Source organism: Dactylosporangium sp. NPDC051087 (assembly GCF_055586325.1).
Genome location: NZ_JBVJIJ010000019.1, coordinates 180,869 through 204,521 on the forward strand (window position 1 = coordinate 180,869; position 23,653 = coordinate 204,521).

Below are 23,653 nucleotides of genomic sequence, written 5' to 3' on the forward strand. Positions count from 1 at the left end.
CGCTGTCCGCACACAAAAGCCGCGACGAGCTGTCCGCACCCGAACGCCGCGACGAGATCATGATCACGCCCTCCGCGGAGGGTGATGTGCGCCCCACCGTGAGCGCGTAGAACGCAAGGAGGGGGCCGCCGAAGCGACCCCCTCCTTGCTACGGGAAGGTCAGGACTGGAACAGGCTGCGCGGGTCGGTGACGAGCACGCCGTGCTCGTTGAGCCGCTCGACCAGGCCCGACGGCGACGCGTCGTAGACGATCGCCAGGGCACGCAGGTCGTCCGCGCGGATCGACAGCACGCGGCCGTTGTAGTCGCCGCGCTGCTGCTGGATGGCCCGGGCGTAGCGGGCGACGTAGGCGAGGTCCTCCGCGCCGGCGTCGTAGAGCCGCTCCAGGTCCAGGACGATCTTGTTGGTGGGCTCGTGGCGCACGCCGCTGCCCTCGGGCAGCAGCTCGGCGACGGGCACGCGGTAGAACTCGGCCAGCTCGGCCAGGCGGGACACGGTGACGGCCCGGTCGCCCCGCTCGTACGAACCGACGACGACGGCTTTCCAGCGCCCTGCCGACTTCTCCTCGACACCCTGCAGAGACAGCCCCTGCTGCTGTCGAATGGAGCGCAGGCGAGCACCAAGAGACTTGGCGTACTCAGACGGCATACGGACACTCCCAGTCACTGGCCTGAGGGGTTTCCCCAGCGATCGCTACGGAGCGTGACCGTAACTGGCGGAAGACGCGGGGTCAAGTGGTCGAGACCCATCCGTTGCCCAGGTCAGGGCGGTTGTTAGGGTGGTTGCCGTTCGACGTCCTTTAACGACCCGTCCGGTGAGGCGGGGAAGGAGGTCTGGTTTGTCGACCCCGACAACAGGCGCTGAGCTGGGCAAAACCATCCTAACGGCGGCAGATGTCGCCCGTGTGGTGGACCGGATTGCCCATCAGATTCTGGAAAAGACGTCCGGAGCCACCGAAACGGTGCTGCTGGGCATACCTACCCGGGGCGTTCCGCTAGCTCGCCGGTTGGCCGACAGGATCGCCACGTTCGAGGGTGCGGAGATCCCCGTGGGTGTGTTGGACATCACCCTCTATCGGGACGACCTCCGCCTGCAGGCGGTCCGTGCGCTGGGTCACACGGAGGTGCCGCCGGGCGGTGTGGACGGGCGGCGGGTGATCCTCGTCGACGACGTCCTCTTCTCCGGCCGGACGGTCCGCGCGGCGCTGGACGCCCTCAAGGACCTGGGCCGGCCGCGGACGGTCCAGCTGGCGGTCCTCGTCGACCGGGGCCACCGCGAGCTGCCGATCCGCGCCGACTACGTCGGCAAGAACATCCCGACCTCGATCGACGAGAGCGTCCGGGTGTCGATCGCCGAGCACGACGGCACCGACGCCGTGGTGATCAGGAGCAAGGGGGTCCACGCGTGATCAAGCACCTGCTCAGCGCCGCCGACCTGGACGCCGCCACCGCCACGCTGGTGCTGGACACGGCCGCGGAGATGGCGAGCATCGCGGGACGCGAGGTGAAGAAGCTCCCCGCGTTGCGCGGGCGCACGGTGGTGAACCTGTTCTACGAGGACTCGACCAGGACCCGGATCTCGTTCGAGGCGGCCGCGAAGCGGCTGTCGGCCGACGTCATCAACTTCTCCGCCAAGGGCTCGAGCGTCTCGAAGGGCGAAAGTCTCAAGGACACCGCCCTCACGCTGCAGGCGATGGGCGCCGACGCGGTCGTGATCCGGCACCCCGCCAGCGGCGCGCCGCACCGCCTCGCCAACTGGGTCGAGGGCAGCGTCGTGAACGCCGGCGACGGCACCCACGAGCACCCGACGCAGGCCCTGCTCGACGCGTACACGATGCGCAGCCGCCTCAAGAGGCTGGCCGGGCTCAACGTGGCCATCGTCGGCGACGTCCTGCACTCGCGGGTGGCCAGGTCGAACGTCCAGCTGCTGCACACCCTCGGCGCGAAGGTGACGCTCGTCGCGCCGCCTACGCTGCTGCCCGTCGGGGTGGGCGCGTGGCCCGCCGAGACCTCCTACGACCTCGACGCCGTCGTGCCGGATTCCGACGTCGTCATGATGCTGCGCGTCCAGCGGGAAAGAATGAACCAGGCGTACTTCCCCTCGGAGCGGGAGTACGCGCGGCGCTACGGCTTCGACGTGCCGCGCATGCGTCGGCTGCCCGAGCACGCGATCGTCATGCACCCCGGACCGATGAACCGGGGCATGGAGATCGCGCCGGAGGTCGCCGACTCGCCGCGCTCCACGATCGTCGAACAGGTCGCCAACGGGGTCTCCGTGCGGATGGCCGTCTTGTACCTGCTGCTCGGAGGCAAAGCATGAGCGTGGTCATCAGCGGCACCCAACTGGGCGAGATCACCGTCGAGGACGGGGTGATCGTCAGCATCGATCCGGCGAGGACGGGCGACAGGATCGCGCTGCCGGGCCTCGTCGACCTGCACACCCACCTGCGCGAGCCCGGGCGGGAGGACGCCGAGACGGTCGAGTCCGGGTCCAGGGCCGCCGCCCTCGGCGGGTACACGGCGGTCTGCGCCATGGCCAACACCAGCCCGGTCGCCGACACCGCCGGCGTCGTCGAGCAGGTCTGGCGCCTCGGCCGCGAGGCCGGCCTGGTCGACGTGCAGCCGATCGGCGCCGTCACCGTCGGCCTCGGCGGCGAGCAGCTCGCCGAGCTCGGTGCGATGGCCGACTCCGCCGCCCGTGTCCGGGTGTTCTCCGACGACGGCCACTGCGTGCACGACCCGCGCCTGATGCGCCGCGCCCTGGAGTACGTCAAGGCGTTCGACGGGGTGATCGCCCAGCACGCCGAGGAGCCCCGGCTGACCACCGGCGCGCAGATGAACGAGGGCGAGGTCGCCGCCCGGCTCGGCATGACCGGCTGGCCCGCCGTCGCCGAGGAGGCGATCATCGCCCGGGACGTGCTCCTCGCCGGGCACGTCGGCGCGCGGCTGCACATCTGCCACGTGTCGACCGCCGGCAGCGTCGAGCTGATCCGCTGGGCGAAGTCGAAGGGCTGGCGGGTGACCGCCGAGGTGACGCCGCACCACCTGCTGCTCACTGAGGACCTCGCCGTCGACTATGACCCGGTGTACAAGGTGAACCCCCCGCTGCGGACCGAGGCCGACGTGCTCGCGCTGCGCAAGGGCCTGCAGGACGGCACGATCGACTGTGTCGCCACCGACCACGCCCCGCACAGCGTCGAGGACAAGGAGTGCGAGTGGGCGTACGCCAGGCCGGGGATGCTCGGCCTGGAGACCGCCTTGGCGATCGTCGTACAGACGATGGGGCCGCAGTGGGACAGGATCACGGACTGGATGTCCGTCGCGCCCGCGAGAATCGCCGGGCTGTCCGGGCACGGTCACGCGCTCAAGGCCGGCGCCGTCGCCAACATCACGATCTTCGACCCGTCGGTCCGGTGGACGGTCGACCCGACCGCCCTGGCCAGCAGGTCGCGCAACACTCCTTACGCCGGGATGGAGCTGCGCGGTCGCGTCGAGGCGACCTACCTGCGCGGCGAGCCGACGGTGTTGAACGGAAAGGCGACTCGGTGAAGCGCAGAGCAGCATTGTTGGTACTGGAGGACGGCCGCACCTTCCGCGGCGAGGCCTTCGGCAGCATCGGGGAGACCTTCGGCGAGGCGGTGTTCAACACCGGCATGACCGGTTACCAGGAGACCCTGACCGACCCGTCGTACCACCGCCAGGTCGTCGTGCAGACCGCCCCGCAGATCGGCAACACCGGCGTCAACGGCGAGGACGACGAGTCCGACCGCGTCTGGGTCGCCGGCTACGTCGTGCGCGACCCGGCCCGCTCCTACTCCAACTGGCGCGCCTCCGGCAGCCTCCAGGACCGTCTCGCCGTCGAGGGCATCGTCGGCATCAGCGGCGTCGACACCCGGGCGCTGACCCGGCACCTGCGCGAGCGCGGCGCGATGCGGGTCGGCGTGTCCAGCGTCGACGACGACCGCGACGGCCTGCTGCAGCGGGTCCGCCAGCAGCCGGAGATGCTCGGCGCCGACCTGTCCGCCGAGGTGAGCACCCCGCAGCGGTACACGGTCGAGGCCGAAGGGGAGCACCGCTTCACGGTCGCCGCGATCGACCTGGGCATCAAGCGCAACGTCCCGCGCCGCCTGGCCGCCCGCGGGGTCACCACCCACGTGCTGCCGTCGTCCACCACGCTCGACGAGATCCGCGCGCTGAACGCCGACGCGGTGTTCTTCTCGCCCGGCCCCGGCGACCCGGCCACCGCCGACGGCCCGGTGCAGCTGGCCAGGTCGGTCATGGCGGCGAAGATCCCGCTGTTCGGCATCTGCTTCGGCAGCCAGATCCTGGGCCGCGCGCTCGGGTTCGGCACGTACAAGCTGGGCTACGGCCACCGGGGCATCAACCAGCCCGTCATGGACCGGACCACCGGCAAGGTCGAGGTGACCAGCCACAACCACGGCTTCGCCGTCGACGCGCCCCTCGACGGGCGCACCAGCACCGAGTTCGGCGAGGTCGAGGTCAGCCACGTCTGCCTCAACGACAACGTCGTGGAGGGCCTGCGCTGCCTGGACACGCCGGCCTTCACCGTCCAGTACCACCCGGAGGCGGCAGCGGGGCCGCACGACGCGGACTACCTGTTCGACAGATTCGCGGAGTTGATGAACACCAATGCCTAAGCGGACCGATCTCCGGCACGTCCTCGTCATCGGCTCCGGCCCGATCGTCATCGGCCAGGCGTGCGAGTTCGACTACTCCGGCACCCAGGCGTGCCGCGTCCTGCGCGCCGAGGGGTTGCGGGTCAGCCTCGTCAACTCCAACCCGGCCACGATCATGACCGACCCGGAGTTCGCCGACGCCACGTACGTCGAGCCGATCACCCCCGAGTTCGTCGAGCAGGTCATCGCCAAGGAGCGCCCCGACGCGCTGCTCGCCACGCTCGGCGGCCAGACCGCGCTGAACACCGCGGTCGCGCTGCACGAGGCGGGCGTGCTCGACAAGTACGGCGTCGAGCTCATCGGCGCCAACATCGACGCCATCCGGCGCGGCGAGGACCGGCAGCTGTTCAAGGACATCGTCGCCAAGGCCGGCGGCGAGACCCCGCGCAGCCGGGTCTGCCACTCGATGGACGAGGTCCGCGCGACCGTCGCCGACCTCGGTCTGCCGGTCGTCATCCGGCCGTCGTTCACCATGGGCGGGCTCGGCTCCGGCATGGCGCACAACGACGCCGACCTGGAGCGGCTCGCCGGCGGCGGGCTCGTCGCCTCCCCGGTGCACGAGGTCCTCATCGAGGAGAGCGTGCTCGGCTGGAAGGAGTACGAGCTGGAGCTGATGCGCGACAAGCACGACAACGTCGTCGTCGTGTGCTCCATCGAGAACGTCGACGCGATGGGCGTGCACACCGGCGACTCGGTCACCGTCGCGCCCGCCATGACGCTCACCGACGTGGAGTACCAGCGGCTGCGCGACCTCGGCATCGCCGTGCTGCGCGAGGTCGGCGTCGACACCGGCGGCTGCAACATCCAGTTCGCGGTGCACCCGCAGACCGGCCGCCTGGTCGTCATCGAGATGAACCCGCGCGTCTCCCGCTCCAGCGCCCTCGCGAGCAAGGCGACCGGCTTCCCGATCGCGAAGATCGCCGCGAAGCTCGCCATCGGCTACACCCTCGACGAGATCCCCAACGACATCACCCTCAAGACGCCGGCGGCGTTCGAGCCGTCCCTGGACTACGTGGTCGTCAAGATCCCGCGGTTCGCGTTCGAGAAGTTCCCCGGGGCCGACGCCGAGCTCACGACCACCATGAAGTCGGTCGGCGAGGCCATGTCGATGGGCCGCACCTTCTCCGAGGCCCTGGGCAAGGCGATGCGGTCGATGGAGACCAAGGCCGCCGGCTTCTGGACCACGCCGGACCAGCCGGGGACCGACGCGCTGCAGGCCCTGCGCACGCCGCACGACGGCCGCCTGTACACCGCCGAACGCGCCCTCCGCGAGGGCCACAGCGTCCAGGCGGTCTGCGAGGCCAGCGGCTTCGACCCGTGGTTCGTCGACCAGATCGCCGCGCTCGTCGACCTGCGCGCGGAGATCCTCGGCGCCGCCGTCCTCGACGAGCCGCTGCTGCGCACCGCGAAACGGGCCGGCCTGTCCGACCGGCAGATCGCCGCGCTGCGCCCCGAGTTCGCCGGCGAGGACGGGGTACGGAGCCTGCGCCAGCGCCTCGGTCTGCGGCCGGTGTACAAGACCGTCGACACGTGCGCCGCCGAGTTCGCCGCGGGCACCCCGTACCACTACAGCACCTACGAGGAGGAGACCGAGGTCGTCCCGTCGGACCGGCCGAAGGTCCTCATCCTCGGCTCCGGGCCGAACCGCATCGGGCAGGGCATCGAGTTCGACTACTCGTGCGTGCACGCGGTCATGGCGCTGCGGGCCAAGGGCTACGAGACCGTCATGGTCAACTGCAACCCGGAGACGGTCTCCACCGACTACGACACCGCCGACCGCCTGTACTTCGAGCCGCTCACGTTCGAGGACGTCCTGGAGGTCGTGCACGCCGAGGACGAGTCCGGCAAGGCCGCCGGCGGCCCGGGCGTCATCGGCGTCGTCGTCCAACTCGGCGGGCAGACCCCGCTCGGCCTCGCCCAGCAGCTCGCCGACGCGGGCGTGCCGATCGTCGGCACCTCGCCCGAGGCGATCGACCTGGCCGAGGACCGCGGCGCGTTCGGCAAGCTGCTCACCGGGGCCGGGCTGACCGCACCCGCGCACGGCACGGCGACCAGCTTCGCCGAGGCCAAGCTCATCGCCGACGAGATCGGCTACCCGGTGCTCGTGCGCCCGTCGTACGTGCTGGGCGGCCGCGGCATGGAGATCGTCTACGACGAGGAGACCCTGCGCGGCTACATCGGGCGGGCCACCGAGATCTCCCCGGCGCACCCCGTGCTCGTCGACCGCTTCCTCGACGACGCCATCGAGATCGACGTCGACGCGCTGTGCGACAAGGACGGCGAGGTCTACGTCGGCGGCGTGATGGAGCACATCGAGGAGGCCGGCATCCACTCCGGCGACTCGTCCTGCGTCCTGCCGCCGATCACCCTCGCCGGGGTCCACCTCGACGAGGTGCGGCGCTACACCGTGGCGCTCGCCCGCGGCATCGGCGTCCAGGGCCTGCTCAACGTGCAGTACGCGCTGAAGGACGACGTCCTGTACGTCCTGGAGGCCAACCCGCGCGCGTCGCGCACCGTGCCGTTCGTGTCGAAGGCGACCGCGGTGCCCCTGGCGAAGGCCGCGGCCCGCATCGCGCTCGGCGCCACGATCGCCGAGCTGCGCGCCGAAGGGCTGCTGCCGGCGGACGGCGACGGCGGTACCCCCGCCGAGCACGCGCCGATCGCGGTCAAGGAGGCGGTGCTGCCCTTCAAGCGCTTCCGCACGATCGAGGGCAAGGGCGTGGACAACCTGCTCGGCCCCGAGATGAAGTCGACCGGCGAGGTCATGGGCATCGACACGTCCTTCGGCCACGCCTTCGCGAAGTCGCAGGCCGCCGCGTACGGGTCGCTGCCGACCACCGGCACCGTCCTGGTGACGGTCGCCAACCGGGACAAGCGCGGCATCGTGTTCCCGGTCAAGCGCCTCGCCGACCTGGGCTTCTCGATCGTCGCGACCGCCGGCACCGGTGAGGTCCTGCGCCGGTACGGCGTCGCCTGCGAGATCGTGCCGAAGCACTTCGAGGAGGGCGGCGGCCGCAACGCCGTGTCGCTGATCGCGAACGGCGAGGTCGACCTGGTGATGAACACGCCGCAGGGCTCCAGCGGCCGGCAGGACGGCTACGAGATCCGCAGCGCCGCCGTCGTCGCCGACATCCCGTGCATCACCACGCTGCCGGGCGCGGCGGCCGCCGTGATGGGCATCGAGGCGCTGCTGCGCGGCGAGATGACCGTCCGGCCGCTGCAGGAGCTGCACGCGGCCCTGCGCGGTTCGCGGTGAGCGGCCGGCGCGGCGGCCCGGGCCGCTCACCGGAAGGTCGGCTCGCGGCGACGCCGGAGGCGGCGGCGTGACCTACGAGCGTCTGGTCCGCCCGGTCCTGTTCCGTCTCGGCGGCGGTGACGCCGAGGCGGTGCACGAGCGGACCCTGCGCTGGCTCTCCCGGGTGCCCGGCCGCAGGTCCGCCTACAGCCCGCCCGGCGCGCGCCGGACCGTGTTCGGGATCGACTTCCCGAACGCGGTCGGGCTGGCCGCCGGCATGGACAAGGACGGCCGGGCGCTGCCCGCCTGGGCCCGGCTCGGCTTCGGCTTCGTCGAGGTCGGCACCGTCACCTGGCACCCGCAGCCCGGCAACGACCGCCCCCGGCTGTTCCGCTTCCCGGAGCAGGAGGCGATCGTCAACCGGATGGGCTTCAACAACGCCGGCGCCCAGGCGCTCGCGGCGCGGTTGCGGGCCCTCGGGCCGCTGCCGGTGCCGCTCGGGATCAGCCTCGGCAAGTCCAAGGTGACGCCGCTGACCGGTGCCGTCGAGGACTACGTCAGCAGTTTCCGGGTGTTGTACGAGCACGGCGCGTACTTCGCCGTGAACGTCAGCTCGCCGAACACGCCGGGGTTGCGCGAGCTGCAGGACCGGGCCCACCTGTCGGCGCTGCTGGGCGCGCTGCAGGCGGAGAACCGCGACCGGCGGCCGATCCTGGTCAAGGTCGCTCCGGACCTCACCGACACCGCGCTGGGCGAGCTGCTGGACGTGTGCCTCGGCCACGGGGTCGCCGGGCTGATCGCCACCAACACGACCATCGCCAGGCCCGGTGTGCCGACCGCCGAGACCGGCGGCCTGTCCGGCCGCCCCCTGGCCGCGCGCGCCCTGGAGGTCGTGCGCTTCGTCGCCAAGCAGAGCGGTCTGCCGGTCGTCGGTGTGGGCGGGATCACCATGCGCGACGACGTGACCCGGATGCTGGCCGCCGGGGCGTCGCTCGTTCAGCTCTACACCGGACTCATCTACCACGGTCCCCGCCTCGTACGGCAGGCCGTGCAAGCCACGAGGGAGCAGACGTGACCGACCGCTTCGGAGCCCGGCTGAGGGCCGCCACGGACGCGCTGGGGCCGCTGTGCGTGGGGATCGACCCCCACCCCTCCCTGCTGACCGCCTGGGGGCTCTCCGACGATGTCAAGGGCCTGGAAGCGTTCAGTCGGACGGTGGGGGAGGCCCTGGCCGACCGGGTCGCGGTGATCAAGCCGCAGTCTGCCTTTTTTGAGCGTTTCGGCTCCAGGGGCATAGCGGTACTGGAGTCAACTATCCGACAGTTCGACGGCACCCGGACGCTTGTGATTCTCGACGTCAAGCGGGGTGACATCGGTTCCACGGCCGCCGCGTACGCCGACGCCTACCTCGATTCAGCATCCCCGCTGCGGGCCGACGCGATCACCGTCAGCCCCTTCCTCGGGGTCGGATCGCTGCGCCCGATCTTCGACAAGGCGGCCGCGAGCGGGCTCGGCGCGTTTGTCCTCGCCCTCACCTCCAATCCCGAGGGCGCGACGGTCCAGCGGGCCGTCGCCGCCTCCGGCAGGACCGTCGCGCAGACCGTGATCGACGAGATTGCGCAGCTCAACGAGGGTGTGGCCCCACTCGGCGACGTCGGCGTCGTGATCGGCGCGACGCTCGGCGAGCACGGCCACGACCTGACGAACCTCAATGGCCCGATCCTGGCGCCGGGCCTCGGCGCCCAGGGCGGCAGAGCCGACGGACTGCGCGCCGCGTTCGGTGATCAAGCCCCTGACGTGCTGCCGTCGTACTCCCGGGAGATCCTCGGCGCGGGCCCGGACGTCGCCACGCTGCGTGCCGCCGCGGAGCGGGCGCGTGACGAGTGCGCGGCCGCTCTGGCGGTCACCGCCTGATCATCAGTCCGCCACCGGCCGTCGATCTCCGGATTCCCACGTTGCCGAAATGGCTCGTGACCGCTAGTTTTCCCGGCGCTAGACCATCAACATTCTTTTCAAGGGACCTGAGGAGACCTGGTGCCGCTCCCGTCACTGAGCCCGGAACAGCGCGCAGCCGCTTTGGAAAAGGCGGCTGAGATTCGTAAGGCTCGCGCTGAGCTGAAGGAGCAACTGAAGCAGGGGAAGACCACCCTCGCTGCCGTGCTCGATCGTGCGGAGTCCGACGACGTCGTCGGCAAGCTTCGGGTTTCGGCCGTGCTGCAGGCAATGCCCGGCATCGGCAAGATCCGCGCGACGCAGATCATGGAGAAGCTGAAGATCGCCGACAGCCGCCGCCTTCGCGGCCTCGGCGACCAGCAGCGCAAGGCACTGCTCGGGGAGTTCGCCGGCGGCAAGTGACTGCCGCCTGCCTGATCCCCCCGGATCGGTGTGCAGACCTCGACGCGCCCGGACCGTTCCCAACGGTCCGGGCGCGTTGTGTTACCGCAGGCCTGGTAGGGTTTACGGGTTCGCGAGCTGTCAATTGGAAAGTCGTGAGGTTGTTTCGTGGCCGGAACCGTGGCAGACCCCCAGGGCATCACCAACCCGCCGATCGACGAGCTGCTGGAGAAGACCACCTCGAAGTACGCGCTGGTGATCTTCGCGGCGAAGCGGGCCCGTCAGGTCAACGCCTACTACAGCCAGCTGGGTGAGGGTCTTCTCGAATACGTGGGTCCCCTGGTGGAGACCACGCCGCAGGAGAAGCCGCTGTCCATCGCGCTGCGCGAGATCAACAGCGGCCTGCTGACCGCCGAGCGCATCGAAGAGGTCTAGTCCGACATGCACGCCGAGGACGACGGCGCCGGTGACCGGCCGCGGGTCGTTCTCGGCGTCGGCGGCGGGATCGCCGCCTACAAGGCCTGTGAGCTGCTGCGGCTGCTGACCGAGTCCGGTCACCGGGTGCGGGTCGTGCCGACCGCGGCGGCGCTCACGTTCGTCGGCGAGGCCACCTGGGCCGCCCTGTCCGGGCAGCCGGTCAGCACCGACGTCTGGACCGGCGCGCACGAGGTGCCGCACGTCCGGCTCGGCCGCGAGGCCGACCTCGTCGTCGTCGCCCCCGCCACCGCCGACCTCCTGGCGAAGGCCGCGCACGGGCTCGCCGACGATTTGCTCACCAACACCCTGCTCACCGCCCGGTGCCCGGTGCTCTTCGCGCCCGCGATGCACACGGAGATGTGGGAGCACCCCGCCACCCAGGCCAACGTCGCGACGCTCAGATCGCGCGGCGTGCTGGTCCTCGAGCCCGACGTGGGGCGGCTCACCGGCGCCGACACCGGCAAGGGCAGGCTGCCCGCCCCGGCCGCGATCTTCGCCACCGCCCAGCGGCTGCTGCGCCGGGGCTCGCTCGAGGCGGACCTGGTGGGGCGGCACGTGGTGGTCACCGCCGGTGGCACCCGCGAGCCCATCGACCCGGTCAGGTTCATCGGCAACCGGTCCTCCGGCAAGCAGGGCTACGCGATCGCGCGGGCCGCCGTCGCCCGCGGCGCGCGGGTGACGCTCATCTCGGCCAACGTGTCGCTGCCCGACCCGGCCGGCGCCGACCTGGTCAGGGTCTCCACGACCGAGGAGCTGCGGGTCGCGACCCTGGACGCCGCCGCGAAGGCCGACGCCGTGGTGATGGCGGCCGCGCCGGCCGACTTCCGGCCGGCGACCTTCGCCACCGGCAAGATCAAGAAGGTGGACGGCGCGGCGCCGACCCTCGAGCTGGTGACCAACCCCGACATCGCCGCGGAGCTCGGCGCCGCGAAGCCCGCCGGGCAGGTGCTCGTCGCGTTCGCCGCGGAGACCGCCGGGCTGGAGCAGGCCGTCGCCAACGGTCACGAAAAGCTGCTCCGCAAGCGGGCCGATCTCATCGTCGTCAACGAGGTCGGCATCGACAGGACGTTCGGTGCCGAGCGCAACCAAGCGGTGATCCTCGACGCCGACGGGACCCGTGACGCATTGCCCGAACTGTCCAAAGACGACCTAGCCGATAGGATTTTAGACCGGGTCGTCGCTCGTTTGCCCTGATCGTGGCGGTTCCACAGCGTCGTGGCCGTCCAGGTTCGACCAGGCCTTTAGAAGTTCGCGAGCGCCAGGTCGTACACTGCTGCGAAACCACAACCGACGCCGTACCCCTGAGGAGCACCATTGGCCCGCCGCCTGTTCACGTCAGAGTCGGTCACCGAAGGTCACCCGGACAAGATCGCCGATCAGATCAGCGACGGCATCCTCGACGCGCTCCTCACCCAGGACGCCCGCAGTCGGGTCGCCGTCGAGACGCTGATCACCACCGGCCAGGTCCACGTCGCCGGTGAGGTGACCACGAGCGCCTACGCCGACATCGCCAAGATCGTCCGCGAGACGATCCTCGGCATCGGCTACGACTCGTCGAAGAAGGGCTTCGACGGCGCCTCCTGCGGCGTGAGCGTGTCGATCGGCGCCCAGTCGCCCGACATCGCCCAGGGCGTCGACTCGGCCATCGAGGTCCGCGAGGGCTCCTCCGGCGGCGACAACCTCGACCTGCAGGGCGCCGGCGACCAGGGCATGATGTTCGGCTTCGCGTGCAGCGAGACGCCCGAGCTGATGCCGCTGCCGATCGCGCTCGCGCACCGGCTCGCCCGCCGCCTCTCCGCGGTCCGCAAGGACGGCACCATCCCCTACCTGCGGCCCGACGGCAAGACGCAGGTCACCATCGAATACGACGGCCTGCGCCCGGTCCGCCTGCACACGGTCGTCGTGTCCAGCCAGCACGCGCCCGACATCTCGCTCGAGTCGCTGCTGACCCCCGACGTGCGCGAGCACGTCATCGCCCCCGAGCTCGAGGGCCTGGGCCTGGAGACCGAGGGTTACCGCCTGCTGGTCAACCCCACCGGCCGCTTCGAGATCGGCGGCCCGATGGGCGACGCCGGCCTCACCGGCCGCAAGATCATCGTCGACACCTACGGCGGCTACGCCCGCCACGGCGGCGGCGCGTTCTCCGGCAAGGACCCGTCGAAGGTGGACCGCTCCGCGGCCTACGCCACCCGCTGGGTCGCCAAGAACGTCGTGGCCGCGGGCCTGGCCGAGCGCTGCGAGGTCCAGGTCGCCTACGCGATCGGCAAGGCGCACCCGGTCTCGCTGTTCGTGGAGACCTTCGGCACCGAGGTCGTGCCGGTCGACCGCATCGAGAAGGCCATCAACGAGGTCTTCGACCTGCGCCCGGCCGCGATCATCCGCGACCTCGACCTGCTCAAGCCGGTCTACCAGCAGACCGCGGCCTACGGTCACTTCGGCCGCGAGCTCCCCGGCTTCACGTGGGAGCAGGCGAGCCGGACCGCAGAGCTGAAGTCCGCCGCCGGCGCCTGATCAACACTTCGACGTTGGCCGATCGATCTGATACCGAGATTGATCGGCCAACGTCTATTTCCGGACCGGTTGAGGACCTATCACAGGACGGTCTCTTCCCATCTCTGGAGCCGGTGGGGAAGACCGCCGGAAAGCCGGCCGGGAAGGCCGCCGCGGAGCGCGTCGCCGGGACGGCCCGCACCGCCGGGAAGGCCCGCACGGCGAAGTCCGCGCCGCCCCGCGAGGCCGCCGCGGAGCTGCCGGTCGCCCGCATCTGCGTCGATGTCCCGCTGCCGCACCTCGACCGCCCGTTCGACTACCTGGTGCCGGCCGCCCTCGACGCCGCCGCCCGCCCCGGCGTACGGGTGAAGGTCCGCTTCGCCGGCCAGCTCGCCGACGGGTTCCTCCTCGAGCGGGTCGCGGAGTCGGGCCACGACGGCAAGCTCACCTTCCTGGACAAGGTCGTGTCGCCGGAGCCTGTGCTGCGGCCGGAGATCGCCGCCCTGGCCAGGGAGATCGCCGACCGCTACGCGGGCACCATGTCCGACGTCCTCCGCCTGGCGATCCCACCCCGCCACGCGGCCGCCGAGAAGTCCGCCGCCGGGAAGTCCTCCGCCGGGAAGCCCACCGCCGAGCGGGACGCGCCCGCCGGGGAGCCCGCCGCGGGCGAAGAGGACGAGCCGGCCGTCGAGGGAACCGCGTCCGGGGAGTCCACCGCTTCGGGAGACGTGCCTCCCGGGAGGTCCGCTGCCGGGGGTGTGGGGGCCGAGCGGAACACCGCTTCGGGACAGCCGCCTGCCCGCAGGCCCACGGCCGAGGGTCCCACCGCTGCGGGAGACGTGTCCGTCGACAGGTCCGCGGCCGGGGAGTCCGCCGCTGTGCGAGGCGCGCAGGCTGAGAGTTCCGCCGCCGCGGGAGTCGTTGCCGCCGGAGAGCCGGGCGCCGCGGCAGGTCCGGCCTCCGGGACGTCCCCGGCGGTCAAGGACGGGCGCGACGTCCCAGCGGTCACGGCTGGGAGTGACGTCCCGGCGGTCACGGGCGGGCGCGACGTCCCGGCGGTCACGGGCGGGCGTGACGTCCCGGCGGTGAGCGAGGCGGGATGGCGGCGGTACACGGCGGGCGTCGCGCTGCTGCGGGCACTCGGTGACGGGCGCAAGCCGCACGCCGTGTGGACCGCGCTGCCCGGGGAGGACTGGCCCGCCAGGCTCGCCGAAGCCGCGGCGAGCGCCCTCACCGGCGGCAGGGGCTCCCTGATCGTCGTCGCCGACGCCCGCGACCTGGACCGGCTCGACAAGGCCATGACCACCGCCCTCGGCGCCGGGACGCACGTCGCGCTGTCGGCCGCGCTCGGGCCCGCTGAGCGGTACCGGCGCTTCCTCGCCGCCTCCAGCGGCCGGGCGAAGGTGGTCATCGGCACCCGCGCCGCGTGCTTCGCGCCCGTCGACGACCTCGGTCTCGTCGCGATCTGGGACGACGGCGACGACCTGCACGCCGAGCCCAGGGCGCCGTACCCGCACGCCAGGCAGGTCCTGCTCGCGCGCGCCGAGCAGGCGGGGTGCGGCGTCATCGTCGGCGGGTTCGCGCGTACGGCGGAAGCCCAGCAGCTCATCGAGGCCCGCTGGGCGATCGAGGTGGCCGCCGACCGGGGCGTGCTGCGCCGGCACATGCCGCAGGTGGTGACCGTCGGCGAGGACGAGCAGCTGGCCCGTGACCCGGGCGCGGTCTCGGCGCGGCTGCCGACCGCCGCCTGGCGGGCCGCCCGGGAAGCGTTGCTGCGCGACGCGCCGGTGCTCATCCAGGTGCCGCGGCGCGGGTACATCCCGTCGGTCGCCTGCGCCGAGTGCTACACCGCGTCGCGCTGCCCCAACTGCTCCGGTCCGCTCGCGCTGCCGTCGGCGACCGCGCCGCCGTCGTGCCGGTGGTGCGGGAGGGTCGCCGCCGCGTACGCCTGCCCCGAGTGCGGCAGCCGGCGCCTGCGGGCGTCGGTCGTCGGCGCGCGGCGCACCGCGGAGGAGCTGGCCCGGGCGTTCCCCGACACGCCGGTGCGGACCTCGGGACGCGACGGCGTCCTGGACCGGGTCCCCGGCCAGGCGGCGATCGTCGTGTCGACCCCGGGCGCCGAGCCGGTCGCCGACGGTGGGTACGGCGCCGTGCTCCTGCTCGACAGCTGGGCCCTGCTCACCCGCGCCGACCTGCGCGGCACGGAGGAGGCGCTGCGCCGGTGGCTGACCGCGGCGGCGCTGACCCGGCGCACCGGGACGGTCGTCGTCGTGGCGGACGCGTCGCTCGCGGTGGTGCAGGCGCTCGTCCGCTTCGACCCGGGCTGGCTGGCCGCCCGTGAGCTCGCCGACCGGCGCGAGCTCGGCTTCCCGCCGGTGGTGCGGATGGCGTCGCTGACCGGTGCCCCGGCGGCGGTCGCGGACCTCCTCGCCGCCGCGAAGCTCCCGCCCGGCGCCGAGGTGCTCGGCCCGGTCCCCGCCGCCGACGGCCAGGAACGCATGCTGGTGCGCACCGGCCGGTCCGCCGGCCGGGCCCTCGCCCTCGCGCTGCGCTCCGCCGCCGGACTGCGCTCCGCCCGTAAGGCGACCGACCCGGTCCGCGTCCAGGTCGACCCCCTCGACCTGCTGTAACCCGCCGCCGGATGGCGGGAACGAGCGTCGTTACCGCAGGAGCGCGGCGAGGGCGGGTTCCAAAGGCGGGGCGCCGTCGCGGTTGTCGACCTCACGGTGGGGGACGACCGGCGGGCGGTCCGGCGGGATCGCGGCGAGGAAGTCGTCCCAGCGGTCCAGCTTCTGGCCGTCGCGGTGCGAGCCGCGGGCCACGAGCCGGGCCCGCAGCGTCGCCGGGTCGGACCGCACCCACATCAGGTGCACCGGGTCGCCGCCGAGGGCGGACACGAACCCGGCCCAGCGGCCCGCGTCGGAGATCTGCCCGGTGAACGGCGCCGACAGCACGACCGAGCAGCCCCGGGCGCGGATCTCGCGGGCGGTGGCGGCCAGGCCGGCGTACTCGTGCAGCTTGACGTTCGCGTCGTACCAGACGCCTTCGCGTTCGCCGGGGGACCGGCCGGCGGCCGCGAGGGTCGCCGAGACGAACCCGCCGTAGAGCGTGTCCTTGTCCAGCAGCGCCGGCGCCGGGTCGAGCAGCCCGATCAGCAGGTCCGCGACCGTCGACTTGCCCGCCCCGGGCGGCCCCGCGACGACCCAGACCGTCCCCGGTCCCCTCACGCGACCAGCAACTGGTTGGTGGCGAGCTCGCGGTACAGGTCGCTGGAATCGAGCAGGTCGGCGTGCCGGCCGACGGCGACCACCCGGCCCGCCTCCATGACCACGATCTGGTCCGCGTCGACCACGGTCGACAGGCGGTGCGCGACGACGATCATCGTCCGATTGTGCGCCACGGTGTCGATCGCCTGGCGCAATGCCACCTCGTTGCGCGCGTCGAGGTTGGACGTGGGCTCGTCCAGCAGCAGGATCGACGGCGCCGCGAGCAGGGTACGGGCGATCGCCAGGCGCTGCCGCTCGCCGCCGGACAGCAGCACACCGCCCTCGCCGACCTGCGCGTCCAGGCCCAGCGGGGTCCGGTCGACGACCTCGGCGAGGTTGACCGCGCCGAGGACCTCCAGCATCTGCGCGTCGGTGGCGCCGGGCGTGGTCAGCCGCAGGTTCTCCCGCAGCGTCCCGGCGAGCACCGGAGCCTCCTGCTCGACGTAGCCGAGCTGGGCGCGCAGCGCCTGGCGGGGCAGGTCCCGCACGTCGGCGCCGGCGACCCGGACGGTGCCGGACGTGGCGTCGTAGAAGCGCTCGACCAGCTGCAGGATCGTCGACTTGCCGGCCCCGGAGGGGCCCACGAGGGCGGTGCGGGTGCCGTACGCCACCTGGAACGACACCCCGTGGACGACCGGTTCGAGCGAGGCGGCATAGCCGAACGTGACGTCCTCGAACGCGACGGCGACCGGCGAGCTGCCGACCTCGGCCGTGCCCGCGTCCTCCTCGAGAGGCACGTCCAGGATGTCCTGCATGCGTTGCAGGGCACCGAGTCCGGTCTGCAGCTGGGTGTACGCGTGCAGCGCCTGACCCAGCGGCATGACCAGGAAGAACAGGTAGAGCACGAACGCCACCAGGTCGCCGACGGAGATGGTGCCGTTGGCGACGCGGGCGCCGCCGACGCCGAGCAGCAGCAGGAACGCGCCCTGGATCGCGGCGACGCTGGCCGGGCCGACGAGCGCCTGCAGCTTCGCGATCCGCACCCCGGCCTTGTACGCCTCCTCGGCGCCGGTCTCGACGGTGGCGACCTCGCGGTCCTCGGCGTTGCTGGCCCGGATCGTGCGCGCGGCGGACAGCGCCCGCTCCACGGCGCTGGTCATGTCGCCGATGCGGGCCTGCGCCTCCTGCGACGCGGGCCGGACCCGGCGGGAGAAGACCACCGCGATCGACAGCCCGAGCGCGAGCCCGCCGCCGGCGGTGAGGAACAGGACCGGGTCGAGCAGCAGCATCGCGCCGGCGGCGCCGACGACCATGACGGCGCCGGTGACGGTCTCGAACAGCCCGGACGTGACGACGGCCCGCAGCAGCGTCGTGTCGGCGCCGACCCGGGACAGCAGGTCGCCGGTGCGGCGCTGGTCGTACTCGGCGATCGGCAGCCGCAGCAGGTGCCGGGTCAGCCGCCGCCGCGCGGTGAGGACGAGCCCTTCGGCGGTGCGCTGCAGCAGGTAGTCGCGCAGGGCGTTGAGCAGCGCGACCGCGGCGAGCACGACGACGAGCAGCAGGACGGTCCGCCCGACCGCCTCGGACGCCTGCAGCTTGTCCAGCACGTCGCGGGTCAGCAGCGGCTGGGCGAGGGTGGTGACGGAGCCGAGCAGCGACAGCCCGCCGACGACGACCAGCGTCCGGCGGTGGTCACGCAGGTACGGCAGGAGCGAACGCAGCGAGACGGTGGTGGCCACCTGGCCGAGGCTAGCGCCGTTTTGCTGTGCGTCCCCTGAGGAGCACCAGTGACGGGTGTCGCAGCACCTCCGGCGTCACCCGCGGGTCCTCGGCGACGGCGACGAGGTCGGCGGGCGCGCCCTCCTCGATCCCCGGGAACCCCAGATACCGCCGGGCGTCCCAGCACCCGGCGCCGACCGCCGCGGCCGCCGGCAGTCCCGCGGCGACCAGGTGCCCGATCTCGGCGACGACGTCGCCGTGGCCGAGGGAGTCGGTGCCGGCCAGGACGGTCACGCCGGCCTCCCACGCGTCGACGGTCGCGACGCGCAGGCTCTCGACGCCACCGAGGAACCAGTCCTTGCGCGGCCCCTCCGGCTTCGTCCGGACGAGGTCGACGTGCCCGGCGAACCCGGTCCACGTCGGCGTCACCGCGCCGCCCCGCGCGGCGAGGACGCCGAGCAGGTCCGGGGTCAGGAACCAGGCGTGCTCGATCGAGTCGACCCCGGCCAGGACGGCGTTGCGGGTGCCCTCAGCGGTCTGGCAGTGCGCGGCCACCCGCCCGTTCACCGCGTGCACGGCGTCGCACAGCTCCCGCAGCACCGGCTGCGGCGTCTTCGTCCTGTCGAACTCCCAGTCGCCGTAGGTCTTGCACCAGCCGTCGTTGGCGAGCGCCTGCGCCACCCCGGCGGCCGTCAGGTCCGCGGGCACGGTCTGCAGGTCGCCGAGCGCCTCCAGGCCCTGCCACGCCAGCCAGGGCCCGGCGGTGACGAGCCTCGGCAGGTCCTCCCGCTGCCGCAGCGGCGCCGGTACGGGCTCCCGATGGCCGGGCACGCGCAGCAGCAGGGTGCCGTCGCCGGCGTACGCGAGGGCGGCCGCCTCGAACAGCGCCGGATCGAACGCCATCGTCTCGGCGTCGTGCCCGAGGTGCGCGTGCGCGTCGACCAGTCCCGGCAGGATGAACCCGCCCTCGTGCACGGTCGTGGCCCCGCCCGGCGGCCGGCTGAGCGTGAGGCGGTCGCCGACGACCCAGATGTCGCGGAGGTCACCCTCCGGGAGCACGGTGCCACGCAGGTGCAGGCTCGTCATCGCGCCACACTAGACTTGCTTGACTCGAATCAGATTTGGGGTGCCTCGTTTGACCGTCCAGTCCGTCCGCATCTTCGGCGACCCGGTGCTGCGCACACCCGCCGACAGCGTCGTGGACTTCGACCGTGAGCTGCGCAAGCTGGTCAAGGACCTGCTCGACACCATGGGCCAGCAGAACGGGACCGGCCTCGCCGCCCCGCAGATCGGTGTGGGGCTGCGCGTGTTCACCTTCGACGTCGACGACGTCATCGGGCACATGGTCAACCCGGTCCTGGAGTTCCCCGACGAGGAGGAGCAGGACGGCCCCGAGGGCTGCCTGTCCATCCCGGGCGTCTATGTGGACACCAAGCGCCGGCAGAATGTGATCGCCAAGGGCTTCAACGAGCACGGCGACCCGATCCAGATCGTCGGCACCGGGCTGATGGCGCGCTGCGCCCAGCACGAGACCGACCACCTCGACGGGGTCCTGTTCGTCGACCGGCTCGACGCCGACCGGCGCAAGCAGGCGATGAAGGAGATCCGGGCCGCCGAGTGGTACAACCCCGAGGCCCCGCCGGTCGTGAAGACCAGCCCGCACGGTCTGTTCGGCCGGTGAGGCTCGTCTTCGCGGGCACGCCCGCGGTGGCGCTGCCCGCCCTCGACGCGATCGCCGCCTCCTCCCACGAGCTGGTCGCGGTCGTCAGCCGCCCCGACGCGCCGTCCGGCCGTGGCCGGCAGCTGGTGCCGTCCCCGGTCAGCGCCTGGGCGCAGGAGCGTGGCATCCCGGTGCTCACCCCGGCCCGCCCCCGTGAGCCGGAGTTCCTGGAGCAGCTGCGCGCGCTGGAGCCCGACTGCGCGCCGGTCGTCGCCTATGGCGCGCTGGTGCCCCGGGTCGCGCTCGACATCCCCCGCTTCGGGTGGCTCAACCTGCACTTCTCGCTGCTGCCCGCGTGGCGCGGCGCGGCGCCGGTCCAGCACGCGGTGCTGCACGGCGACGACATGACCGGGGCCAGCGTGTTCCTCCTGGAGGAGGGCCTGGACACGGGTCCCGTCTTCGGCACGCTCACCGAGCCGGTCGGCGCCCGCGACACGTCCGGTGACCTGCTGGAGCGGCTCGCCGTCTCCGGTGCGCAGCTGCTGGTGCAGGTCCTGGACGGCATCGAGTCCGGTTCGCTCGGCGCGGTGCCGCAGGCGCACGAGGGCATCTCCACCGCCCCGAAGCTCAGCGTCGACGACGCGCTCGTCCGGTGGGGGGACCCGGCGTTCGCCGTCGACCGGCGGGTCAGGGCGTGCACGCCCGCGCCCGGCGCGTGGACGACGCTGCGCGGCGACCGGCTGAAGCTCGGCCCCGTCACCCCGGTGACCGCGGCCTCGGTGATCGGCGGGGGAGCGACCCTCGGCCCGGGTGTCGTCGCCGTCGAGCGCAACAGGGTCCTCGTCGGCACCGGCACGGTTCCCGTCGCCCTCGGCACCGTCACCGCACCGGGCAAGAAGGCCATGCCGGCCGACGCCTGGGCCCGCGGTGCCCGCATCGAGTCCGGCGTCGTGCTCGGCGCCCCGGCTCCGGGCGAGCCGCCGTCCGGGGCGGCGCCGTCCTCCGGAGCCACGTCTTGAGGTCGCCCCGGCGGGGGCCGGGGCCGCGCCCGGCGGGCGCTCGCGACGACCGGCTCGTCCGGCCGCCGCGCGGTGGCCGGCCCGCGATCGACCCCGCCCGCGAGGCCGCCTATGAGGCCGTCGCCGCCGTGCACCGCGACGACGCGTATGCCAACCTCGTGCTGCCGAGGCTGCTGCGCGAGACCGGGGTCACCGGCCGCGACGCCGCGTTCGCGACCGAGCTGACCTACGGGACGCTGCGCCAGACCGGCACCCTCGACGCGATCGTCGCCGCCGCCGCGGACCGGGCCGTCGAGCGCATCGACCCGCCGGTCCGCGACGCGCTGCGCATCGGCGCGTATCAGCTGCTCAACATGCGCGTCGGCGCGCACGCCGCGGTCGCCACGACCGTCGACCTGGTCCGTTCCCTGGTCCCGGGCGCGGCCGGCTTCGCCAACGCGGTCCTGCGCCGGGTCGCCGAGTCCGACCGCGACGCGTGGCTGACCCGGCTGGCGCCCACCGACCCGTTCGAGGTGGCCGCGCTCAACCACGCGCACCCGCAGTGGATCGTCCGCGCGTTCGCCGACGCGCTCGGCTCGCTCGACGAGGCGGAGCTCGCGCTGGACGCCGACAACCTCGCCCCGCCCGTGCACCTGTGCGCCCGCCCCGGCCTCATCGACCCCGCGCAGCTCGCGGCGTCGCTGCGGGGCGCGGCCGTCGGGCGGTATTCGCCGTATGCCGTGGTCCTGTCCGGCGGCGGCGACCCCGCAGGCATCCCGGCGATCCGCGACGGCCGCGCCCACGTGCAGGACGAGGGCAGCCAGCTCGTCGCCGCCGCGCTCGCCGCCGCGCCGCTGGACGGCCGGGACGAGCGGTGGCTCGACCTGTGCGCCGGCCCCGGCGGCAAGGCCGGGCTGCTCGGCGCGCTCGCCCGCGACCGCGACGCGCACGTCACCGCCGTCGAGGTCGCCCACCACCGCGCCGAGCTGGTCGCCAGGGCCACCGAGGGGCTGCCGGTGTACACGATCCACGCCGACGGCCGCGACGTGGGCAAGGACGCCGACCTGCCGGAGGGCGGCTTCGACCGGGTCCTGGTCGACGCACCCTGCACCGGTCTGGGCGCGCTGCGCCGCCGCCCCGAGGCGCGCTGGCGCCGCCAGCCGTCGGACCTGCCGCCGCTGACCCGCCTGCAGCGGGAGCTGTTGCAGGCGGCGTTCCGGGCGGTCCGGCCGGGCGGGGTCGTCGCCTACGTCACCTGCTCCCCGCACCAGGCGGAGACGGAGGTGTCGGTCACCGAGGCGGCCCGCAGGTCCCCGATCGACCTGGACCTGCTCGACGCCCGCCCGTTGCTGCCCGCGTCGCTGCCCGACCTCGGGACGGGCCCGACGGTGCAGCTCTGGCCGCACCGCCACGGCACCGACGCGATGTTCCTCGCCCTGCTCCGCCGCTCCGCGTGATCCCGGACGGTCGCGGCGGCCGGAGCTGACCCGGCCGCCGGCACCGTCCGGGACCGTGCGGCCCGGATCAGGAGGGCGGGATCAGGCGGGCGGCAGGAGCGCGGCGACCGCCTCGCGGGAGCCGCAGGACAGGCCGATGAGGCGGTCGCGCTCGGCGATCCACGCGTCGCCGAGCGCCTGCCGGGTCGCCGTGTCGAGGCGGCGGGCGTCGTTGATCAACGTCCGCTCCTCCTCGTCGAGGTGGTGGTACAGCGAGTTCGCGAGTTTGCTGACCGCCTTGTCGAAGGCCGTCGACGTCACGTCCGGCACGTCGAGGAGGGTGAGCAGCCGCCGGTGACCGTCGAGGTGCTCGTCCTCCCCGTGCTCGACGTGCCCGTCGCCGCCGGTCAGCTCGCGCAGCTTCGGATAGACCTCGGACTCCTCGGCGGTGGCGTGCGCGACCAGCAGGTCGGCGAGCTCGGTCAGGGTGCGCCGGCGGTGCTCCGCGAGGTCCGGGTGGGCGCGGTCACGCAGGACGCGGAGCAGCGTCTCGAACCGGACGTGATCGGCGACGATCACATCGACGACATCAACCATCCGTCGATTGTCCCCCATACCCGGCCGAACCCATACCGCTGCCGGAATCGGCCCGTCGCCTAGAGTGCTCGTGTGAGCAACACCGTGATCGCACCGTCCATCCTCGCCGCGGACTTCGCCCGGCTCGCCGACTCCGCCGCGACGGTGGAGGGCAGCGCCGACTGGCTGCACGTCGACGTCATGGACTACCACTTCGTGCCCAACCTGACGATCGGGCTGCCGGTGGTGCAGAGCCTGCGCAAGGCGACGACGCTGCCGTTCGACTGCCACCTGATGATCGCGGACCCGGCGCGGTGGGCGACGCAGTACGCGGAGGCGGGCGCCTACAACGTCACGTTCCACGCGGAGGCGGCCACCGACCCGGCGGCGATCGCGAAGGACCTGCGGGCCGCGGGCAGCCGCGCCGGGCTGGCGATCGACCGGGACACGCCGGTCGAGGGCTATCTGGACCTGCTGCCGCACTTCGACCTGCTGCTGATCATGACGATCAAGGCCGGGTTCGGCGGCCAGGCGTTCATCCCGGAGCTGCTGGACAAGGTCCGCACCGCCCGGCGGCACATCGACGCGGGCCATCTGGAGCTCCGCATTGAAGTTGACGGCGGAGTGGCCGACGATACGATCGCGGCCTGCGCCGAAGCGGGTGCCGACACGTTCGTCGCCGGCACCGCCGTCTTCGGCGCCGAGGACCCGGCCGCCGCGGTGCGCAGGCTCCGCGCCCTGGCGAGCGGCTGAGGAAGACCCGAGCGGCTGAGGAAGACCCGAGCGGCTGACGACGCCGGCGGCCGAGGAAGCGCAGAGGACCACG

At 73.0% G+C, this 23,653-nt stretch carries 20 protein-coding genes and 1 pseudogene; 16 read left to right on the plus strand and 5 right to left on the minus strand.

From position 1 onward, the window contains the following. Positions 1–159: 159 nt before the first annotated feature. Positions 160–648 (minus strand): transcriptional regulator BldD, encoded by a 489-nt coding sequence (bldD, locus tag ACZ6TV_RS33245; RefSeq protein WP_033356835.1) that lies wholly within the window; start codon positions 646–648, stop codon positions 160–162. A 190-nt stretch (positions 649–838) separates the two neighbouring features. Here bldD and pyrR point away from each other — a divergent pair, with 190 nt between their 5' ends. The 12 genes from pyrR (at position 839) to ACZ6TV_RS33305 (ending at position 15,862) form a co-directional block, all read left to right on the plus strand. Continuing rightward, positions 839–1,408, plus strand: coding sequence for a bifunctional pyr operon transcriptional regulator/uracil phosphoribosyltransferase PyrR (gene pyrR, locus ACZ6TV_RS33250; protein WP_465301393.1), 570 nt, complete (start codon positions 839–841; stop codon positions 1,406–1,408). Continuing rightward, on the plus strand, positions 1,405–2,319 hold the full coding sequence (locus ACZ6TV_RS33255) for an aspartate carbamoyltransferase catalytic subunit (protein WP_465301395.1): 915 nt from the start codon (positions 1,405–1,407) through the stop codon (positions 2,317–2,319). Before pyrR ends, ACZ6TV_RS33255 begins: the two co-directional genes overlap by 4 nt. Further along, on the plus strand, positions 2,316–3,548 hold the full coding sequence (locus ACZ6TV_RS33260) for a dihydroorotase (RefSeq protein WP_465301397.1): 1,233 nt from the start codon (positions 2,316–2,318) through the stop codon (positions 3,546–3,548). The genes ACZ6TV_RS33255 and ACZ6TV_RS33260 overlap by 4 nt, the downstream gene beginning before the upstream one ends. Then, on the plus strand, positions 3,545–4,657 hold the full coding sequence (gene carA, locus ACZ6TV_RS33265) for a glutamine-hydrolyzing carbamoyl-phosphate synthase small subunit (protein ID WP_465301399.1): 1,113 nt from the start codon (positions 3,545–3,547) through the stop codon (positions 4,655–4,657). The genes ACZ6TV_RS33260 and carA overlap by 4 nt, the downstream gene beginning before the upstream one ends. Then, entirely contained in the window at positions 4,650–7,952 is a 3,303-nt protein-coding gene (carB, locus tag ACZ6TV_RS33270) for a carbamoyl-phosphate synthase large subunit (RefSeq protein WP_465301401.1), read from the plus strand. Before carA ends, carB begins: the two co-directional genes overlap by 8 nt. Positions 7,953–8,019: 67 nt before the next feature. Beyond that, positions 8,020–9,006, plus strand: a complete 987-nt coding sequence (locus ACZ6TV_RS33275; RefSeq protein WP_465301403.1) for a quinone-dependent dihydroorotate dehydrogenase — start codon at positions 8,020–8,022, stop codon at positions 9,004–9,006. Next, positions 9,003–9,845: an orotidine-5'-phosphate decarboxylase gene (gene pyrF, locus ACZ6TV_RS33280; protein WP_465301405.1), complete on the plus strand. Its 843-nt coding sequence runs from the start codon at positions 9,003–9,005 to the stop codon at positions 9,843–9,845. Before ACZ6TV_RS33275 ends, pyrF begins: the two co-directional genes overlap by 4 nt. A 120-nt stretch (positions 9,846–9,965) precedes the next feature. Further along, positions 9,966–10,286, plus strand: coding sequence for an integration host factor, actinobacterial type (gene mihF / locus ACZ6TV_RS33285; RefSeq protein ID WP_033356842.1), 321 nt, complete (start codon positions 9,966–9,968; stop codon positions 10,284–10,286). A 147-nt stretch (positions 10,287–10,433) separates the two neighbouring features. After that, positions 10,434–10,700 (plus strand): DNA-directed RNA polymerase subunit omega, encoded by a 267-nt coding sequence (gene rpoZ, locus ACZ6TV_RS33290; protein WP_033356843.1) that lies wholly within the window; start codon positions 10,434–10,436, stop codon positions 10,698–10,700. 6 nt (positions 10,701–10,706) lie between these two features. After that, positions 10,707–11,936: a bifunctional phosphopantothenoylcysteine decarboxylase/phosphopantothenate--cysteine ligase CoaBC gene (coaBC, locus tag ACZ6TV_RS33295; protein WP_465301408.1), complete on the plus strand. Its 1,230-nt coding sequence runs from the start codon at positions 10,707–10,709 to the stop codon at positions 11,934–11,936. Positions 11,937–12,056: 120 nt separating this feature from the next. Continuing rightward, a complete protein-coding gene (gene metK / locus ACZ6TV_RS33300; RefSeq protein ID WP_465301410.1) occupies positions 12,057–13,253 on the plus strand; it encodes a methionine adenosyltransferase in 1,197 nt (398 codons plus the stop codon). Positions 13,254–13,504: 251 nt separating this feature from the next. Then, a complete protein-coding gene (locus ACZ6TV_RS33305; RefSeq protein ID WP_465301576.1) occupies positions 13,505–15,862 on the plus strand; it encodes a primosomal protein N' in 2,358 nt (785 codons plus the stop codon). Positions 15,863–15,892: 30 nt separating this feature from the next. Here ACZ6TV_RS33305 and ACZ6TV_RS33310 read toward each other — a convergent pair whose 3' ends face one another. The 3 genes from ACZ6TV_RS33310 to ACZ6TV_RS33320 are packed head-to-tail and all read right to left on the minus strand — an operon-like array spanning position 15,893 to position 19,243. Next, positions 15,893–16,459, minus strand: coding sequence for a P-loop nucleotide/nucleoside kinase family protein (locus tag ACZ6TV_RS33310; RefSeq protein WP_465301412.1), 567 nt, complete (start codon positions 16,457–16,459; stop codon positions 15,893–15,895). Beyond that, positions 16,456–18,177: an ABC transporter ATP-binding protein gene (locus tag ACZ6TV_RS33315; RefSeq protein ID WP_465301414.1), complete on the minus strand. Its 1,722-nt coding sequence runs from the start codon at positions 18,175–18,177 to the stop codon at positions 16,456–16,458. The genes ACZ6TV_RS33310 and ACZ6TV_RS33315 overlap by 4 nt, the downstream gene beginning before the upstream one ends. Before the next feature lie 10 nt (positions 18,178–18,187). Next, positions 18,188–19,243 (minus strand): amidohydrolase family protein, encoded by a 1,056-nt coding sequence (locus ACZ6TV_RS33320; RefSeq protein ID WP_465301416.1) that lies wholly within the window; start codon positions 19,241–19,243, stop codon positions 18,188–18,190. Positions 19,244–19,292: 49 nt separating this feature from the next. On the opposite strand from ACZ6TV_RS33320, the gene def reads away from it, so the two are divergent. The 3 genes and pseudogenes from def to ACZ6TV_RS33335 all read left to right on the plus strand — a co-directional run bounded on the left by def (position 19,293) and on the right by ACZ6TV_RS33335 (position 22,272). Then, complete coding sequence (gene def, locus ACZ6TV_RS33325; RefSeq protein ID WP_465301418.1) at positions 19,293–19,838, plus strand: peptide deformylase; 546 nt, start codon at positions 19,293–19,295, stop codon at positions 19,836–19,838. Further along, positions 19,835–20,773 (plus strand): annotated as a pseudogene (gene fmt, locus ACZ6TV_RS33330) (methionyl-tRNA formyltransferase); the annotation flags it as partial. The gene def and the pseudogene fmt, both read left to right, overlap by 4 nt. Beyond that, positions 20,734–22,272 (plus strand): RsmB/NOP family class I SAM-dependent RNA methyltransferase, encoded by a 1,539-nt coding sequence (locus tag ACZ6TV_RS33335; RefSeq protein WP_465301578.1) that lies wholly within the window; start codon positions 20,734–20,736, stop codon positions 22,270–22,272. The pseudogene fmt and the gene ACZ6TV_RS33335, both read left to right, overlap by 40 nt. Before the next feature lie 81 nt (positions 22,273–22,353). Here ACZ6TV_RS33335 and ACZ6TV_RS33340 read toward each other — a convergent pair whose 3' ends face one another. After that, positions 22,354–22,848, minus strand: coding sequence for a hemerythrin domain-containing protein (locus ACZ6TV_RS33340; protein WP_465301420.1), 495 nt, complete (start codon positions 22,846–22,848; stop codon positions 22,354–22,356). Positions 22,849–22,920: 72 nt separating this feature from the next. Here ACZ6TV_RS33340 and rpe point away from each other — a divergent pair, with 72 nt between their 5' ends. Then, a complete protein-coding gene (gene rpe, locus ACZ6TV_RS33345) occupies positions 22,921–23,580 on the plus strand; it encodes a ribulose-phosphate 3-epimerase (RefSeq protein WP_465301422.1) in 660 nt (219 codons plus the stop codon). Positions 23,581–23,653: the final 73 nt, after the last annotated feature.